The sequence below is a fragment of the Sphingobium sp. HWE2-09 genome, assembly GCF_035989265.1.
GTDB lineage: Bacteria > Pseudomonadota > Alphaproteobacteria > Sphingomonadales > Sphingomonadaceae > Sphingobium.
Genome location: NZ_JAYKZX010000003.1, coordinates 164935 through 182340, shown reverse-complemented (window position 1 = coordinate 182340; position 17406 = coordinate 164935). Strand labels below are relative to the sequence as shown.

The window sequence follows — 17406 nt, the reverse complement described above, 5'->3', positions numbered from 1 at the left end:
GCGCACAAAAGTTGCGCTTGGGCGTAAATGCGCATAGGCGCGGGGCAAGAAACGACATTCACCGTTCGGGAACATCAAATGAACGACAGGCATGAAAAGGGCGCAATGCAGGTTGACATGCAACTGGTGCGGGATCTCGCCGCGCTGCTAGACGACACCAACCTGACCGAGATCGAGGTAGAGGACGGCGACCGCAAGATCCGCGTCGCGCGCAAGGCCGCCGCCAGCGCCGCGCCCGTCTATGCCGCGCCTGCCCCGGTCGCCGCTGCGCCTGCCGCTGCCCCCGCACCGGCCGCCGCGCCTGCTGCGCCCGCCGAAGCCTCGCTGCCTGCGGGCACGCTGGTCAAATCGCCGATCGTGGGCACCGCCTATCTGTCGGCCGAACCCGGCTCCGCCCCCTTCGCCCGCATCGGCGCGCAGGTCGCCGCTGGCGAAACGATCCTGATCGTGGAGGCCATGAAGGTCATGAACGCGATCGCCGCGCCCGTCTCCGGCACGGTCAAGGCCGTGCTGGTCGATAACGGCCAGCCGGTCGAATATGACCAGCCGCTGATCGTCATTGAATAAGGCCGCACCACCCATGGCCATCGAAAAGCTGCTGATCGCCAACCGGGGCGAAATCGCGCTCCGCATCCATCGCGCCTGCCATGAAATGGGCATCAAGACGGTGGCGGTCCATTCGACCGCCGACGCCGACGCCATGCATGTGCGGCTGGCCGACGAAGCGATCTGCATCGGGCCGCCCGCGGCCAAGGACAGCTATCTGAACGTCGCGGCAATCATCTCCGCCGCCGAAATCTCCGGCGCGGATGCGATCCATCCGGGCTATGGCTTCCTGTCGGAAAACGCCAAGTTCGCCGAAATCGTCGAAGCGCACGGCATCGCCTTCGTCGGGCCGAAGCCCGAACATATCCGCACCATGGGCGACAAGATCGAAGCCAAGCGCACCGCAGGCGCGCTCGGCCTACCGCTCGTCCCCGGCTCCGACGGCGCAATCAGCGATCTTGAGGAAGCCAAGGCGATCGCGGAAAAGGCCGGCTATCCGGTCATCATCAAGGCCGCATCCGGCGGCGGTGGTCGCGGCATGAAGGTCTGCACGTCGCCCGACGAGCTGGAAACGCTGATGCAGCAGGCCGGGTCGGAAGCGAAGGCCGCCTTCGGCGACGCCACCGTCTATCTCGAAAAATATCTCGGCAACCCGCGCCACATCGAAATCCAGGTCTTCGGCGACGGCAAGGGCAATGCCATCCATCTGGGCGAGCGCGACTGCTCGCTCCAGCGCCGCCACCAGAAGGTGCTGGAAGAAGCCCCCTCCCCGGTCCTGAGCCAGGCCGAACGCGAACGCATCGGCGGCGTCTGTGCCAAGGCGATGGCCGACATGGGCTATCGCGGCGCGGGCACGATCGAATTCCTGTGGGAAAATGGCGAATTCTACTTCATCGAAATGAACACCCGGTTGCAGGTCGAACATCCGGTGACGGAGATGATCACCGGCCTCGACCTGGTGCGCGAACAGATTCGCGTGGCGGAAGGCAAACCGCTGTCGGTGGCGCAGGAAGACATCCGCTTCACCGGCCATGCGATCGAATGCCGCATCAACGCCGAAGATCCCAAGACCTTCGCGCCCTCGCCGGGCACCGTGACCAGCTATCATGTGCCGGGCGGCATGCATGTCCGCGTCGATAGCGGCCTGTATCAGGGCTATAAGGTGCCGCCCTATTACGACTCCATGATCGGCAAGCTGATCGTCTATGGCCGCACCCGCGAAGGCGCGATCATGCGCCTGCGCCGCGCGCTGGAAGAATATGTGATCGAAGGGATGAAGACCACGATCCCCTTGCATCAGGCGCTGCTGCACGATCCCGATTTCCTGGACGGCAATTATACGATCAAGTGGCTGGAGGAGTGGTTGGCGCGGGACGGCGACGCGTGAAGGCGACCATCTGGCACAACCCCAAATGCGGCACGTCGCGCAAGACGCTGGCGATCCTGGAAGGAACGCCGGGCGTCGATGTCGAGGTGATCGAATATCTCAAGACGCCCTATAGCCGCGACAAGCTGGCGCAGATCATCGCCGACGCCGGGCTGACCCCGGCGGACGCGATCCGCACCATGGGCACCGACGCGGAAGACCGTGGCTTGCCCGCCATGGATGCCGACACGATCCTGGACGAAATGACGGCCAATCCCGCTTATGTGAACCGCCCCTTCGTCGAGACGGAAAAGGGTGTCCGCTTCTGCCGACCGCAGGACAAGGTGCTGGAAATCCTTTAGAAATCGAACCGGACATCGTTTCGATATCGAAACGATGTCCGGTTCGAAAAGGCGATTCAACTGTCCAACTCGCTGTCGCATTTGCCCTGCGTCACGACCGCGTAACAAAGCCGTGATTGAGCGCTTGCTTTGATGGCAAGAGGCCTTAGCCTCTCGTCCCATGGCAAAGGAACCGGCATTGGCGACCATCGCCGTCTATAGTCTGAAGGGCGGCGTGGGGAAGACCACCTTCGCGATCAACCTGGCCTGGGCATCGGCCTGCATCTCCAAACGGCGCACCCTTCTATGGGATCTGGACCCGCAGGCGGCATCCAGCTGGCTGCTGTCCACCGACACGGAAAGCCGCGACGCCGCCCAGGCGATCTTCAGCAAGGATGTGGACGTCCGCAAGCTGATCCAGCCTTCGACCGTGCCGGGGCTGGACCTGATCGCCGCCGACACCTCGCTGCGCAGCCTCGACCATCTCTTCCGTGAAATGGACAAGAAGAAGCGGCTGTCGAAACTGATCGAGAGCCTCGGCCGCGACTATGATCGCATCATCCTCGACTGCCCGCCCGGCCTGACCGAAACCAGCGAGCAGGTGCTGCGCGCCGCCGATCTGATCGTCATCCCGGTCATCCCCTCCCCCTGTCGCAACGGGCGATGGGCGAGGTCGCCCGCTATCTGGTCCAGCGCGGCGGCAGCCACGCGCCGATCCTGCCGGTCTATTCGATGGTCGACCGCCGCCGCAGCCTGCATCGCGCCGCGTTGGAAAGCCAGCCCGGCTGGCCCGCCATCCCGATGGCGAGCATGATCGAGCAGATGACGGTGCGCCGCAAACCGCTCGGCGCCTTCGCGCCGGCGTCCCCACCCGCACACGCCTTCGCCGCGCTCTGGACCATGGTCGAACGGCAGTTGCTGGCTTAACCGATCGCCACCCGCTGCGGCGCTGGAAACAGGCGCGCGGCATCCTGCGGCGACATCGGCCGTCCGAAATAATAGCCCTGCACCTTCTTGCAGCCCAGTTGCCGGACCATCTGCAATTCGGCCTCCGTCTCCACGCCTTCGGCCGTCGTACTCATGCCCAGGCTGTCGGCCAACGTTACCACCGCCCGGATGATCGCCAGGCTCTCGGCGGTATTTTGCGAAGCGCCAACGACGAAGCTGCGGTCGATCTTGATCGTGTTGAACCGCGTGCGGCTGAGATAGCCCAACGAACTATAGCCGGTGCCGAAGTCATCGAGCGACAATTGGATGCCCAGGCTCAGCAACTGGTCCAATATCTTGAGCGCACCCGCATCCTCGTTCAGGAACACGCTTTCGGTGACCTCCAGCTCCAGCCGCCGGGCATCAAGCCCGCTTTGCCCCAGCGCCGACACGACCGCCGCCACGAAGCTGGGATGGGTCAATTGTTCGGCCGATACATTGACCGCGATCCGGATATCGTCCGGCCATGTCACCGCCTCCATGCAGGCGGTGCGCAACACCCATTCGCCGATCGGCGCGATCAGGCGCGCCTCTTCCGCCACCGGCACGAACTTGACCGGGGAAATCGCGCCCAGTTCCGGATGGGTCCAGCGCACCAGCGCCTCGAACCCCAGCACCACGCCCCGCTCGGCATCGACCACCGGTTGATAGAGAACGTGCAACTGATCCTTTTCCAGGGCTTCGCGCAGCGCCTGTTCCAGCTGCCGCCGCTCTTCCGCCTGCGCATGAAGCTGCGGCTCATAGGCGCAATGGATGCCGCCGCCCTCGTCCTTGGCGCGATAGAGGGCAAGGTCGGCGCTGCGGATCAAGGCCTCGGATTCGCGCCCGTCCATCGGGGACAGCGCCGACCCGACCGACGCGCCGACATGCAGGAGATGGTGATCGACTTGGTAGGACGCCGACAGCGCGCCGATGATGGCGGACGCCAGACGCGGAATGGCCGCGCCGTCGCGAATATGCGGCATGACCACGGCAAATTCGTCGCCGCCGATCCGACCGCAAAACTCGTCCGCCGTGCACACCTGCCGCAATCGCCGGGCTACCTGGCTCAGCAACTGGTCGCCGACCTGATGGCCCAGACTATCGTTGATCGCCTTGAACCGGTCGAGGTCGATCATCAGGAAACCGCAGCCCGGCGACCGGCCCTTGGCCGCGCCCATCGCCTGGTCCAGCACCTCGCGCAGGTGGCTGCGGTTGGGCAGGCCGGTCAGCGGATCGAAGCGCGCCAGCTGCGCGATCTTGTCCGCCGATTCGCGTTGCGCCGTGACGTCCGATCCGACCCCGCGGAACCCTTGGAAAATGCCGTTCTCGTCATAGCGCGGCGACGCCGACAATTGCCACCAGCGCCACTGCCCCCGGACTTCGACCGGCAGAACCAGATTGCTGAAATTTTCGCGCCGTTTCAAATGATCGGCCAGGCTGTGCAGCCCCGCCGCGAACCGACCATCGTCCCAGCCGCTGCCCGCCAACATCTGCACCAGCGACGCGCCTTCCATCTGGCCCGGCGGCATCCCCATGGTTTCGGCAAAGCGGTGCGACACCCCGCTGATCCGCCGCAAAGCGTCTGTCTGCCACAGCCAGTCGGACCCGCCTTCCTCAAACTCCCGCAGCAACAGGCTGACGACTTCGCTCTTTTCCGCCAGCTGGGCGGTGCTGCTATGCTGCCGCGCAAAGGTGCGCGCATAGATGAGGCAGCCTGCCAGCAGCGACAGGGCATAGCTCGTCGCCAGCGCCTGCAACGGCAATTGCCCGCCCGCATCGAACATCGCGAAAATGCCCGCGATGCAGGGGACGAGATAGGCGGTGGCCGACAGCGGGGTCGCGGCATAGCTGATGGCGCCGCAGACCATGATGCAACTCACCAGGGTCCAGAGCGCCACCAGTTCGTCGGTCTGCCCGGACCCGGAGATCAGCGCCATGCAGGCGGCCCAGACCAGCCCCTGCAACAATCCCCCCAAAGCGTGCCGCCGCAGGTCGGCCCGGGTCAGGCCGATATTCCCGGCCCGTCGCCGCTGTCGGTCCAGCCCGGCCGCCACCAGGGTCGCAACGATCAACGCGACGCTCCAGCCTGCGATCAGCGCGGGTGGGCAGCAATGGGAAAAGACCTGCCACAGGAAGAGCAGGCCGCAGATATTCATGCCCTGGCGCAGGATGGCGACGCTGTCGGCGGACCGCAGCTGCGCCTCCAATATGCGCACGCCCACCACGCCGTTGACGGGCGACAGGCCCATCAGGGATCGCAGCGTCACCCGCGCCTGGCGATCCGGTCGTTCGTTATGATCCTGTCGGCTATCCACATGGCCGGGTCTAGCCGCTGCGGGTTATCAATCGGTAACCCGGACGACGCCCAAAGCCATTTTCCGATCAGGCCGCGATGTCGTAGGGGCGGATTTCACCGGTCAGATACAGGTTGCGCGCCTTCGACCGGCTGAGCTTGCCCGAAGAGGTGCGCGGCAGGGTGCGCGGCGGCACCAGTTCCACGACGCAGTTCATGCCGGTGATGGCCCGCACCCGCTCGCGAATCTGGTCGCGCAGGCGCGAACGCTCCTCATTGTCGGACGTGCGGCAATGGACCAGCACGGCGGGCGCTTCCTCCCCGCCCGGCGTGGTGATGGCGAAGGCGGCGATGTCGCCCTGCTTGAAACCGGGCAGCTGCTCGACGGCCCATTCGATATCCTGCGGCCAGTGATTCTTGCCGTTGATGATGATCATGTCCTTGGCGCGGCCGACGATGTAGAGATAGCCGTCGCTCAGATACCCCATGTCGCCCGTGTCGAGCCAGCCGTCCGCCATGCAGGCGTCGGTCGCGGCCTGATCGCGGAAATAGCCGACCATCAGGCTCGGCCCGGTCGTCCACACCTTGCCGATCTGGCGCTCATTCATCAGGCCGCCATCCTCGTCACGGATTTCCACGACCATGTCCTTGGCAGGCTTGCCGCAATTGACGATCGAGCGGAACCGCTGCGGACGCCCCTCGGTTGCGTCGCCGCCCGACAGGTCGGTTTCCTCGACCAGTTCCACGATGATGCCTTCGCCCGGCGGCATGATGGTGACGGCCAGCGTCGCTTCGGCCAGGCCGTAGCTGGGCAGGAACGCCTTGGGGCTGAACCCAGCATCGGCAAAGGCGTCCACGAAACTCTGCATCACATCCGGGCGGATCATGTCCGCGCCGTTACCGGCCAGCCGCCAGCGCGACAGGTCGAACCGGTCCTGCGCCTTGGTCTGGCTCGACATGCGACGCGCGCAGATGTCATAGCCGAAGGTTGGCGAATAGCTGATCGATGTACCTTCATTGCGGCTGATCAGATCCAGCCAGGCCAGCGGACGGCGGGCGAAATCCTCCGTCTTCATGTAATCCGTAGACACCTGGTTGGCGACGACCGACAGGAAGCAGCCGACCAGGCCCATGTCATGATACCAGGGCAGCCAGCTGATGCAGCGATCGCTGTCCTGCACCTGCATCCCATGGCTATGCGCCGACAGGTTGGACAGCAGCGCGTGATGCGTGACCGCCACGCCATGGGGGAAGCGGGTCGAACCGCTGCTATATTGCAGATAGGCGATTTCGTCGGTGCGCGCCTGCGGCAGGTCTACGGGGGTCGCTTCGCGGGCGATGAAATCTTCGAACGCGATGCTTTCGACCGATTTCTGGCGACCGGACTCGCCCGCCATCTCCGCCAGTTCCTTGGGGAAGAGGAACAGCATCGGGTCGCAGCTGGTCAGCTGGACATTCAACTGGTCGATATAGCTGTCCTTGCCGCCGAAGCTGGTCGGCAGCGGCAGCGGCACCGGCCAGGCGCCGGCATAGACGATGCCGAAGAACAGCATCGCGAAATCCGCGCCGGTTTCGGCGACCAGGGCGACACGATCGGCAGGCTTCACGCCATGGGCGATCAGGCGATGGGCGCAGGCTACGGCATCGGCGCGCAGTTCGGCGAAAGGATAGGGCCGCGCCAGATTGCCGCGGGCGTCGTGGAAATTCAGGCCGCGTTTGCCCTGCGCCGCATAGTCCAGCGCGTCGCCCAGCGTCTCGAAGTCCGAGAAGCGGCGCGGCAGGTCATCAGTGGTCGGCGTCGGTGCCATCATGTCTTGCGAACCCGTCATATTGGTTTCACCCAATGGTCTAAAAGGTGTGAAAGCGGGGCCGCTAGCAGCTTTGGCCGCCATATGCACCGCCTATTGCATTCCAGCCTGCACTCATAGCCGACAAGGCGCGGTGAAATTCCGGCCCGACTGTGGCATAAACATGGCGTTCCTATCATGCATGTATCATGAAGGCGCGGCATGACCGGCAAACGCCTCCCCCACCGCTCGATGACGCCGCGCTGCGCGACATGGCGCTGCGCTACGTCGCGCGCTTCGCGACCAGCCGGGGCAAGCTGCTCAGCTATTTGCAGCGCAAGATTAAGGAGCGCGGCTGGGGCGGCGAACAGCCCGCCGATCCGGAAGGGCTGGCCGACCGTTTCGTCGATCTGGGCTATATCGACGACGCCAGCTATGCCGTGATGAAGAGCGGCGCGCTGGCGCGGCGCGGCTTTGGCGCACGACGGATCGAACAGGATCTGCGCGCCGCCGGAATCGCCGAAGCGGACAGGGAACAGGCCGACGCGCAGATCGCGTCGGAAGCCTGGGCGGCAGCGGAGCGCTTCGCCCGGCGCAAACGGGTCGGCCCCTATGCGACCGGCACGCTGGACCCCAAGCAGCGGGAAAAGGCGATCGCGGCGTTCCTGCGGGCGGGCCATGATTATGCCATGGCGCGACGCTGGGTGGATGCGCCGCCGGGTGAGCCGATGGCGGCGGAGGACGAATAGGCCACCGGCCGGACCAACCACCCTGCTTGATCCCTTTGCGCCCGCCGCCTACACCCTCGCCATGACCTATGCCCCCTATCCGGCGCTGCGCCTGCGCCGCACCCGCGCGTCCGCCTGGAGCCGTGCGATGCACGCGGAAAACCGCCTGTCGCCCAGCGACTTCATCTGGCCCCTTTTCGTCACCGAAGGCCACCAAGTGGAGGAACCCATCGCCGCCCTGCCCGGCGTATCGCGCTGGTCGGTGGACCTGATGGTGGAACGGGCGAAGGACGCGCGCGACGCGGGCATTCCCTGCCTCGCTCTCTTCCCCAACACGCAACTCGATCGCCGCAGCGACGATGGCGCCGAAGCGCTCAATCCCGACAATCTCATGTGCCGGGCGATCCGCGCGATCAAGGATGCGGTGCCGGACATCGGCATCCTCACCGACGTGGCGCTCGACCCCTATACCGCCCACGGGCAGGACGGACTGCTGGACGATAGCGGCTATGTGCTGAACAATTCGACCATCGACATATTGATCGGCCAGTCGCTTAACCAGGCCGCGGCGGGCGCGGACATCATCGCGCCCAGCGACATGATGGACGGCCGGGTCGGCGCGATCCGGGGCGCGCTGGAACAAGGCGGCCACCCCAATGTCCAGATCATGGCCTATGCCGCCAAATATGCCAGCGCCTTCTACGGCCCGTTCCGCGACGCGGTGGGATCGCGCGGACTGCTGAAGGGCGACAAGAAAAATTACCAGATGGACCCCGCCAATGGCGAGGAAGCCCTGCGCGAGGTCGCACTGGACTTGGCCGAAGGTGCCGACAGCGTGATGGTGAAGCCGGGCCTGCCCTATCTGGACATCGTCGCGCGCGTGCGCGACCGCTTCGCCGTGCCGGTGTTCGCCTATCAGGTGTCAGGCGAATATGCGATGATCGAACATGCCGCAGCTGCCGGATCGGGCGATCGCGACGCGCTGATCCTGGAAACGCTGATGGCGTTCAAGCGGGCCGGATGCAGCGGCGTTCTCACCTATCACGCGCTCCACGCCGCCAGGCTGCTGGGCGCCTAAAGATGATCGGCACCCGCGCGCGCTTCGTCCTTACGATCTGCGCGGGGTCTTTCCTGCTCTTCCTGGTTCAGCCGATGATCGCCCGTATGGCGCTCCCGCGCCTCGGCGGAGCGCCGTCGGTGTGGAACTCGGCGATGCTGGTCTATCAGGCGCTGCTACTGGGCGGCTATGCCTATGCCCATATGCTCGGCCGCCTGCCCGCGCGGCGGCAGGCGCTGGTGCATATGGGCCTGTTCCTGCTCGCCGCCATCTTCCTGCCGATCGGCCTGATGGGCTGGCAGCCGCCATCCGATATGCAACCGGCCCTATGGGTGCTGTGGCTGCTCGGCGCATCCATCGGCCCGCTCTTCTTCGTCGTCGCCGCGCAGGCGCCGCTGCTGCAACGCTGGTATGCGCTGGCGGACGGGGGCGACCCCTATCCGCTCTATGCCGCGTCGAACCTGGGCAGTTTCGCCGGGCTGCTCGCCTATCCCCTGCTGGTGGAGCCGCTGCTGACGCTCAAAGCGCAAAGCATCCTCTGGTCGCTCTGCTACGGCGCGTTGTTCTTCCTGGTCTATGCCAGCGCCCGTCGCCTGCCCCCCGGCAGCCCGGGCGAGGTCGCCGCCGACGCGAGCGATACGCCCAGCCCGGATGGACGCAGAATGCTGCACTGGCTGGTGCTGGCCGCCGTGCCGTCTGGCCTGATGCTCGCGACCAGCCTGTACCTCACCACTGATATCGTCGCGATGCCCCTGTTGTGGGTGCTGCCGCTTGGCCTCTATCTGCTCAGCTTTTCCGTGGCCTTCGCCGCGCGGCGTGGTGGGGCGGACCTGTGGATCATGATCGCGCCGCTGGTGCTGCTGATCGGCGCATGCATCGCCTTTACCGGCGGGACGCAATTTCCGATCCTGATCGCTTTGGGCATCCTGGCGGTGCTGTTCGTCGTTGCGACCGCGCTCCATGGTCATCTCTACGACCTGCGTCCGGACCCTGCGCATCTGACCCGCTTCTATCTGCTGATGGCCGTCGGCGGCATGGTGGGCGGCCTGTTCTGCGCCCTGATCGCGCCGCTGATCTTCGACTGGACCTATGAATATCCGATCCTGCTCGTCGCCGCGATGCTGCTCCTGCCAGCGCGCGAAGCGACGCTGAGCCTGCCGCGACGCTTGTGGGCGGACCGCGGCCGCCGGGTCTGGCTCGCGTCGCTGTTCCTGCTGCTCGGCCTGGCTTTGTCCATGGTGGGCGGCGGGCTGCTGCCGCCCGGCCCCGTCACGCCGATCGTCAAGACGATCTGCTTCGTCGCCATCATCGCCATGGCGATCCTGTCGCTCGGCCATCGCTGGCTGATCGCGGGGATGCTGGTCTATCTGATGCTGTGCCTGAGCGGTTGGGAAAAGCTGGCCCAATCGACCAGCGGGATGCTGACCCGCAGCTATTTCGGCGTCTATGGCGTGACGAACCGGGGCATGAGCGAGCGCATCCTGTTCCACGGCACCACCCTACATGGCGTCCAGAATCTGACGCCCGGCCGGGAAAGCGATCCGACCAGCTATTATGCGCCCGGCTCCGGCGTCGGGCTGGCGCTGCGCCATGCGCCGACGCTGTTCGGCCCCCACGCGCGGATCGACGTGGTGGGGCTGGGCGCGGGCACGCTCGCTTGCTATCGCCGCCCCGGCCAGACCTGGCGCTTTTACGAGATCGACCCGGCGATGGCGGCGATCGCCCGCAATCCTGCCTATTTCTCCTTCCTGGCGCGTTGCCAGCCGCGCGCCGACATCGTCATCGGCGACGCGCGCATGACATTGGCGCGGCAGGCGGCGGGCGGCGCGGACCTGCTGGTGATCGACGCCTTTTCGTCCGATTCCATCCCCATGCATCTGCTGACGCGCGAGGCGCTGGCGATATACGGCGGCCACCTGACGCGCGACGGACTGCTCCTCATCCATATCTCCAACCGCTATCTCGACCTGCGACCGGTCGTGGCTGCCGACGCCGCCGCTGAAGGCTGGCACGCGCGGCTGCGCCATTACAGGCCGGACAGGCAGGATGACGATCGCCATTATGCCGCGTCCCTATGGGTGGCCCTGTCGCGCGACCCGTCTCGCCTCGACCAGCTGGCGCATCTGGACGGCCCCGGGACGTGGCAGCTGATCAAGCCGCAACCGGGCGTGTCCGGCTGGACCGACGACCATGCCAGCATCCTCCCGATCCTGAAAATGAGACCATAAGGAGAGCGACCTTGTCCAACGCGGCCTATCCCGATGTCAGCATCATCCCCTTCAACGGCAAGACGCCCGTCATCCACCCCAGCGCCTTCATCGCGCCGGGATGCCGCATCATCGGCGATGTCGAAATCGGCGAAGATGCCAGCATCTGGTATAATTGCGTCGTCCGCGGTGACGTGAACCAGGTGCGGATCGGTGCGCGCACCAATGTGCAGGACGGGACGATCATCCATTGCGACAGCCCCGGCGACCGCGCCGATGGCCGCCCGGCGGAAGGCTGGCCCGCGATCATCGGCGACGATGTGCTGATCGGCCACCTGGCGATGGTCCATGGCTGCGTGCTGCAGGATCGCGCTTTCGTCGGCCTGGGCGCGATCGTCATGAGCGGCTGCGTGGTCGAAAGCGACGCGATGCTGGCCGCGGGCGCGCTGCTGTCGCCGGGCAAGCGGGTGTCGCATCGGCAGCTATGGGCCGGTCGCCCCGCCAAATATATGCGCGACCTTAGCGACGCCGCGCTGATCGACATGCGCGAAGGCGTGGATCATTATGTCCATAATGCCAAGGCGCATAAGGGTGCAGTGAAGGCTATGGAGGGGTAAAATGGCAACGACGGGCGGTCAGACTGGCCGGTCATAGTCGGCGCACCAACCTGCATCGGCTTGCGAGTGTGGCATAACCGCAAAAGATGATCGTGCGCGGCTGTCGAAAGCGCCGCTCACTGGAACGATAGCCGGATAAAAAAAGGGCGCAGCCACCGGCCACGCCCTCTTTCACGACCTTTATCGCAACCCTCAAGCCCCGGCAGGCGACGCCTCGCCGAACGGCCCCTTACGCTTGCGGATGCGCGGGATCGAAGACCCCGCCGCCGGGATCACCGAAGGCTTGATCGTCGTCCCGTCGTCGCGGGTGATCTCGCCCTTTTCCAGCAACGCCCGGATTTCCTCGCCGCTCAGCGTCTCATATTCCAGCATCGCGTTGGCGAGCAGGTGCAACTGGTCCTCATGGCCCTTCAGCAAGTCCTGCGCGCGCTGATAGCCCTGCTCCACCAACCCGCGGATTTCCGCGTCGATCAGCTTGGCCGTCTCGTCGGACATATGCACGCGCTGGCTCTGCGAATAGCCCAGGAAGGTTTCGCCCTGCTGCTCTTCATATTGCAGCGGCCCCAGCTTGTCGGACATGCCCCATTGGGTGACCATGTCGCGCGCCAGCTTGGTGGCATATTGGATGTCGCCCGAAGCGCCGCTCGATACCTTGTCGTAACCGAAGATGATCTCCTCGGCCACGCGCCCGCCCATGGCGACGGCCATGTTCGCGTGCATCTTGTCGCGGTGATAGCTGTAGCTGTCCCGCTCCGGCAGGCGCATCACCATGCCCAGCGCGCGGCCGCGCGGGATGATCGTCGCCTTGTGGATCGGGTCGGACGCCGGTTCATGGACCGACACGATCGCATGGCCCGCCTCATGATAGGCGGTCATCTTCTTCTCATCGTCGGTCATGACCATGGAGCGGCGTTCCGCGCCCATCATCACCTTGTCCTTGGCCGATTCAAACTCGCTCATCGCGACCAGCCGCTTGCCACGCCGCGCCGCCGTCAACGCCGCTTCATTGACCAGATTGGCGAGGTCCGCGCCGGAGAAACCGGGCGTGCCCCGGGCGATCGTGCGCGGTTCGACGTCGGGCGCCAGCGGCACCTTCTTCATATGGACGGCCAGGATCTTCTCGCGCCCATCGATATCGGGACGGGGCACCACGACCTGGCGATCGAAGCGACCGGGCCGCAGCAGCGCCGGGTCCAGCACGTCGGGGCGGTTGGTCGCCGCGACGATGATGATGCCCTCATTCGCCTCGAAACCGTCCATCTCGACCAGCAGCTGGTTCAGCGTCTGCTCGCGCTCGTCATTGCCATTGCCCAGGCCCGCGCCACGATGGCGACCGACCGCGTCGATTTCGTCGATGAACACGATGCACGGCGCATTCTTCTTCGCCTGCTCGAACATGTCGCGCACGCGGCTCGCGCCGACGCCGACGAACATCTCGACGAAGTCGGAACCGGAAATGGTGAAGAAGGGCACGCCTGCCTCGCCCGCGATCGCGCGGGCCAGCAGCGTCTTGCCGGTGCCGGGCGAGCCGACCAGCAACGCGCCCTTGGGAATCTTGCCGCCCAGCCGCGCGAACTTGGTCGGGTCTTTCAGAAACTCGACAATCTCTTCCAGTTCTTCGCGCGCTTCATCGATGCCCGCAACGTCGGCGAAGGTCACCTTGCCATGCTTTTCGGTCAGCAGCTTGGCCTTGGACTTGCCGAAACCCATCGCGCCGCCCGCGCCGCCGCCCTTCTGCATCTGGCGCAGCACGAAAAAGGCGATGCCCAGGATCAGCAGGAACGGCAGCGACTGATAGACCAGAATCTGCCAGAAGCTGGGCTGGTCCTGCGCCTGGCCCGAATATTTGACATTATTGTCGTCCAGCAGGCCGGTCAGGCCCGGATCGCTGACGGGAATGGTGGTGAACTTCTGCCCGCCCGACAAAGTGCCGCTGATCTTGTCCGGCGCGATCGCGACGTCCTTGACCTGGCCTTCCTGCACCTTCGACCGGAATTCGGAATAGGCGATGGCGCTGCCGCCCACGGCGGTCGGGCTGTTGAACAGCGACACGAACATCAGCAGGGCGACGATCACGCCCGCCCAAATCATCGCGCTCTTGATCCAGGGGTTGCCCTGCGGCTCTTTTTCGTCGTTCATCATCACTCGCTTTCACCGGCCAAGATAGGGCGCGTCTGTAAAAGCGCAAGCGCGCGCGGCGCCGGTCCGAACGCTATTTCGCCGCCGCCCGGCCGATGGTCAGGCGATGCCCAGCAGGTGCAGCGCGACATAGGCCAGCGCCAGCGCCAAGCCGCCCGACAGGCCGCACAACAGATAGCCGACATAGAGCAGCATCGGCGGATGCGGCCGCGCCATTTTCCGATTACGCTGCGCCGCCGAAAGAATGACGCTGGCCAACAGGCCGTAGGTCACTGCCGCAATCTCCACCATGCACAAGATTCCCCGCTAGTTAACGTGCGCATGATAGCCACAGCAGCAGTTAAAGTAAGGTCATTGCGATGCAATAAATCGGCAGACCGTGAGCCTGTCACGATAAGCCGTGGAACCTTTCCGTAACGACCTTTTGCCCTGTCCGAAAACTCCTTATATCACCGACGCGGCGGCGCGGGTTGCAACGTCCAGTGCGCGCCGCCCCTGAGCAGCCATGCGCCGATGCTCACCTGCCGGCCCGCCAGTGCCGCAGCCATGGCGCGATCCACACTATCGCCGCGCGGCACATCTTCCCCCGCCAGCGCCAACATGTGCACCAGCAACCGCCGCAGATATTCGCGCGGCAGGTCGGTGCGCTCCAGCCGCCATCCCGCGCCATCCGTCCGGACATGCGCCCGCGCGAGGTCCGCCACGCTCCAATGGATCGCCGCCTCGGCCTCCGCCAGCGCGCCTGCGCTGCGCGCCGCCGCTTGCGCGTCCAGCCAGGGCGCATCGGCCAGCACCGCCCGCAACGCCGCCCGGTCGAAGCGCGGATCGGCGTTCGACGGATCATGAACATGGGGCAGCCCCTCGTGATCCGCAAAGGCCTGCAACGCCGCCTTGCGCACGCCTAGTAGCGGACGGATCACCCGCCCCGCCCGGCCGCGCACGCCGGCCAGCCCGCCGACCCCAGACCCGCGATTGAGCCGCATCAGCATCGTTTCCAACTGATCGTCGGCATGATGGGCGGTCATGATCCAATCGACGCCCTGCCCCGCCCGCCACACCTCCATCACCCGATAACGCATGGCCCGCGCCCACGCCTGGACATTGCCGTCCACCGGCGCATCGGGCGTCAATATGGAATGCGGCAGCTCCTGCCCTGCACACCAGCGCGCGACCATCGCCGCCTCGTCCGCCGACGCCGCGCGCAACTGGTGATCGACGGTGACCGCCGCCACCCGCCCCGGAAAGGCGCGCGCAGCCAGCAGCAGCAGTGCCATGCTATCCGGCCCGCCCGACACGGCGACGCCGAAACGCGCCACTGACACGTCGCCGACCAGCTCGCGCGTCGCCGTCTCCAACTGCGTCAGCAGCGCGGCGCTATCCTGGTTTAGCTGCACTTCGCCTTGGCGCGGCCCGTGGTCATCAATCCGCGCAGCGTGGATGACAGGCTGCCGCCATAGACCTGCTCCAGTTCCTGATAGACCTTGCACGCATCGGCCGGTTTCTTCAGCTGAATGAGCGCCTCGCCCAGATAGGTCAGGCTGTCGGCCGCCCGGTCCCCGCGCGGACGCTTCTGGTAATTTTCATAGAAAGCGACCGACGCCAATGCGGGCTTGCCGTCATCCAGATAGGCGCGGCCCAGCAAATTCTGCGCCTTGCTGGCGACCGGGCTGGTGCCATATTTCTCGACCGTCGCCTTCAACTGGCTCTGCGCTTCGGGATAGAATTTCGCGTCCCACAGGCGGAAGCCATAATTATAGGCATCGCCCGCCGCGTCCCCGGTCTCAGGCCGCTCCACCGCCGCGACCGCAGCCTTGCGCGCTTCGCTGGCGACCGGCGGGGTGGCGGCAGGCTTGGGCGCCGCAGGCCGGGGCGACGACGACGCTACTGGCGCAGGCTCGCTCGCCATAGGCGCAGGCGCGGATGGCCGGGGGGCGGGCGCGGTTTCGGCCGACGCCATGCGCGCGTCATTTTCGGCCTTATATTTGGTGAAGGCTTCCTCCAGCTGGCGCAGCTTGTAGCTATTTTCCTCCACCTGTCCGGTGATGGACGCCAGCTGCGATTCCAGCCCGCCGACCCGCGCGGTCAGGTCCGCGATCGGCGTGGACGCGGGTGATCCGGGTGCGACCGTCGGCGTGTTGGGGCGCGTGATTTCCGCCTCGATCGGGGTGCCTGCGGGAAACACCTTGCGCTGCACGGCGCGCATTTCCTTTTCCAGCCGGTCCACGCGCACCTCCACCGGCGCATTTTGCGCGGCGGCGGGCAGAAAGACGGCGGGCGCGGCAATCGCCAGCAAGGCCGCCGATGTCGCAAAAAGGGCGTGACGCATGATGTTCCCCGACTAACTATTCCGCCTTAACCATAAGGCCTTATTTCGCGCGGTAAAGCGCGACGTCGCCGCCCCGCGCGGCGACCCGGCCGACAGCACGGCTCAGGGCTGCGTGCCGCCAGCCGTTGTCGGTGCGCCGGTCGCATCACGCGTCCCGCTCGCCGTGGGCGCGGCCCCCGCACGTCCGGCAGGCGCTGCGCCTTGCGCCGGTGCCGCGCCCCGCGCCAGCAGCGCCGCGGCGCTGACCGGCACGTCGGCGATCGTGCGATCGGGCGATCCCAGCGGCGCGACCGGCTTGCCGCCCACCGTGACGCTCAGCGCCTGCGGGCGGCCGGTCAGGATCATCGGTCCCTTGGCGGCGGGCGGCAGGGTGAAGCTCTCACCCTTCTTCATCAGCCCGTCCTTCAATCGCTCGCCCGCTTCGTCATAGATGCGCAGCCACACATCATCGACGGCGGTGAAGACCACCGGCTGGGCGGCGGGCGCAACCGGGGCAGCGACCCCGGCGGGCCGCGCGGCGGCGGGCTGGGCCTGCTCCTGCGCGACTTCCTCGCCGGTGGGCGGCGTCATCAACTGGGTCCGCCAGACGGTATAGCCCGCGATCAGCATGACGACGATCGCCAGCATGACCCAGGCCAGCCGACGCGGCGGCACGCGCGCCGGATCGACCGGCTCGAACGCTTCATAGCGCGCGCCCATGTCGCTATTATGCACGCCATGGCGCACTTCCGCGGCGATCTCCACCTCGTCCAGGTCCACCGCGCGGGCATAGGCGCGCGCGAAACCGACCGCATAGGGAATGCCCGGCAAGGCGGCATAATCGTCGCGCTCCACCGCCTCCAACTGGCGCTGGGCGATGCGCGTTCGGGTGGCGACATCCTGTATCGAAAGCCCTTGCGCCTCACGCGCGGCGCGCAACTTCGCGCCGGGGGTTGAAGGCTGCGCGTCCGGCGCGCCGATGGCGCCGGCGTCGGTATCTGCTTCGTCTGCCATGCTGCTCCGCGACCTGTGATGTCGGGCCTTGTCTCAT

14 protein-coding genes and 1 pseudogene are annotated in these 17406 nt (G+C 66.0%); 8 read left to right on the top strand and 7 right to left on the bottom strand.

What is annotated here, in order from left to right; all coding sequences use genetic code 11:
• Positions 1–78 precede the first annotated feature (78 nt).
• The 4 genes and pseudogenes from accB (at position 79) to U5A89_RS06435 (ending at position 3180) form a co-directional block, all read left to right on the top strand.
• Positions 79–567 (top strand): acetyl-CoA carboxylase biotin carboxyl carrier protein, encoded by a 489-nt coding sequence (gene accB, locus U5A89_RS06450; protein ID WP_338160374.1) that lies wholly within the window; start codon positions 79–81, stop codon positions 565–567.
• 13 nt (positions 568–580) lie between these two features.
• Positions 581–1933 (top strand): acetyl-CoA carboxylase biotin carboxylase subunit, encoded by a 1353-nt coding sequence (accC, locus tag U5A89_RS06445; RefSeq protein WP_338160373.1) that lies wholly within the window; start codon positions 581–583, stop codon positions 1931–1933.
• Positions 1930–2274: an arsenate reductase family protein gene (locus tag U5A89_RS06440; RefSeq protein ID WP_338160372.1), complete on the top strand. Its 345-nt coding sequence runs from the start codon at positions 1930–1932 to the stop codon at positions 2272–2274. The genes accC and U5A89_RS06440 overlap by 4 nt, the downstream gene beginning before the upstream one ends.
• Positions 2275–2434: 160 nt before the next feature.
• Positions 2435–3180: pseudogene (locus U5A89_RS06435) on the top strand (ParA family protein).
• Here U5A89_RS06435 and U5A89_RS06430 read toward each other — a convergent pair.
• Both U5A89_RS06430 and U5A89_RS06425 read right to left on the bottom strand, forming a co-directional pair.
• Positions 3177–5471: a putative bifunctional diguanylate cyclase/phosphodiesterase gene (locus U5A89_RS06430; RefSeq protein ID WP_338162961.1), complete on the bottom strand. Its 2295-nt coding sequence runs from the start codon at positions 5469–5471 to the stop codon at positions 3177–3179. The pseudogene U5A89_RS06435 and the gene U5A89_RS06430 overlap by 4 nt on opposite strands.
• A 133-nt stretch (positions 5472–5604) precedes the next feature.
• A complete protein-coding gene (locus U5A89_RS06425; protein WP_338162960.1) occupies positions 5605–7326 on the bottom strand; it encodes a fatty acyl-AMP ligase in 1722 nt (573 codons plus the stop codon).
• Between the two features lie 185 nt (positions 7327–7511).
• On the opposite strand from U5A89_RS06425, the gene U5A89_RS06420 reads away from it, so the two are divergent.
• The 4 genes from U5A89_RS06420 (at position 7512) to U5A89_RS06405 (ending at position 11911) form a co-directional block, all read left to right on the top strand.
• On the top strand, positions 7512–8051 hold the full coding sequence (locus U5A89_RS06420) for a regulatory protein RecX (protein ID WP_338160371.1): 540 nt from the start codon (positions 7512–7514) through the stop codon (positions 8049–8051).
• A 61-nt stretch (positions 8052–8112) separates the two neighbouring features.
• Entirely contained in the window at positions 8113–9108 is a 996-nt protein-coding gene (gene hemB, locus U5A89_RS06415; RefSeq protein WP_338160370.1) for a porphobilinogen synthase, read from the top strand.
• A gap of 2 nt (positions 9109–9110) precedes the next feature.
• Positions 9111–11315, top strand: a complete 2205-nt coding sequence (locus U5A89_RS06410) for a fused MFS/spermidine synthase (protein ID WP_338160369.1) — start codon at positions 9111–9113, stop codon at positions 11313–11315.
• 11 nt (positions 11316–11326) lie between these two features.
• On the top strand, positions 11327–11911 hold the full coding sequence (locus U5A89_RS06405; protein WP_338160368.1) for a gamma carbonic anhydrase family protein: 585 nt from the start codon (positions 11327–11329) through the stop codon (positions 11909–11911).
• Between the two features lie 192 nt (positions 11912–12103).
• Here U5A89_RS06405 and ftsH read toward each other — a convergent pair whose 3' ends face one another.
• The 5 genes from ftsH to U5A89_RS06380 form a co-directional block, all read right to left on the bottom strand.
• Positions 12104–14050: an ATP-dependent zinc metalloprotease FtsH gene (gene ftsH, locus U5A89_RS06400; protein WP_338160367.1), complete on the bottom strand. Its 1947-nt coding sequence runs from the start codon at positions 14048–14050 to the stop codon at positions 12104–12106.
• A gap of 99 nt (positions 14051–14149) precedes the next feature.
• On the bottom strand, positions 14150–14341 hold the full coding sequence (locus tag U5A89_RS06395) for a hypothetical protein (protein WP_338160366.1): 192 nt from the start codon (positions 14339–14341) through the stop codon (positions 14150–14152).
• Positions 14342–14499: 158 nt separating this feature from the next.
• Positions 14500–15444 (bottom strand): tRNA lysidine(34) synthetase TilS, encoded by a 945-nt coding sequence (gene tilS, locus U5A89_RS06390; RefSeq protein WP_338160365.1) that lies wholly within the window; start codon positions 15442–15444, stop codon positions 14500–14502.
• A complete protein-coding gene (locus U5A89_RS06385) occupies positions 15435–16376 on the bottom strand; it encodes a tetratricopeptide repeat protein (RefSeq protein WP_338160364.1) in 942 nt (313 codons plus the stop codon). The genes tilS and U5A89_RS06385 overlap by 10 nt, the downstream gene beginning before the upstream one ends.
• 102 nt (positions 16377–16478) lie before the next feature.
• Positions 16479–17369 carry a helix-turn-helix domain-containing protein gene (locus U5A89_RS06380; protein WP_338160363.1) on the bottom strand — a complete coding sequence of 297 codons (891 nt, stop codon included), beginning with the start codon at positions 17367–17369 and terminating at the stop codon, positions 16479–16481.
• Between the last annotated feature and the right edge of the window lie 37 nt (positions 17370–17406).

Excerpts from the sequence above, each read along its gene's own strand:
- hemB (WP_338160370.1), top strand. The coding sequence starts at position 8,113 with ATGACCTATGCCCCCTATCCGGCGCTGCGCCTGCGCCGCACCCGCGCG.
- accB (WP_338160374.1), top strand. The coding sequence starts at position 79 with ATGAACGACAGGCATGAAAAGGGCGCAATGCAGGTTGACATGCAACTG.
- U5A89_RS06380 (WP_338160363.1), bottom strand. The coding sequence starts at position 17,369 with ATGGCAGACGAAGCAGATACCGACGCCGGCGCCATCGGCGCGCCGGAC.
- U5A89_RS06395 (WP_338160366.1), bottom strand. The coding sequence starts at position 14,341 with ATGGTGGAGATTGCGGCAGTGACCTACGGCCTGTTGGCCAGCGTCATT.
- U5A89_RS06385 (WP_338160364.1), bottom strand. The coding sequence starts at position 16,376 with ATGCGTCACGCCCTTTTTGCGACATCGGCGGCCTTGCTGGCGATTGCC.
- U5A89_RS06425 (WP_338162960.1), bottom strand. The coding sequence starts at position 7,326 with ATGATGGCACCGACGCCGACCACTGATGACCTGCCGCGCCGCTTCTCG.
- ftsH (WP_338160367.1), bottom strand. The coding sequence starts at position 14,050 with ATGAACGACGAAAAAGAGCCGCAGGGCAACCCCTGGATCAAGAGCGCG.
- U5A89_RS06430 (WP_338162961.1), bottom strand. The coding sequence starts at position 5,471 with ATGGGCCTGTCGCCCGTCAACGGCGTGGTGGGCGTGCGCATATTGGAG.
- U5A89_RS06410 (WP_338160369.1), top strand. The coding sequence starts at position 9,111 with ATGATCGGCACCCGCGCGCGCTTCGTCCTTACGATCTGCGCGGGGTCT.
- U5A89_RS06420 (WP_338160371.1), top strand. The coding sequence starts at position 7,512 with ATGAAGGCGCGGCATGACCGGCAAACGCCTCCCCCACCGCTCGATGAC.
- accC (WP_338160373.1), top strand. The coding sequence starts at position 581 with ATGGCCATCGAAAAGCTGCTGATCGCCAACCGGGGCGAAATCGCGCTC.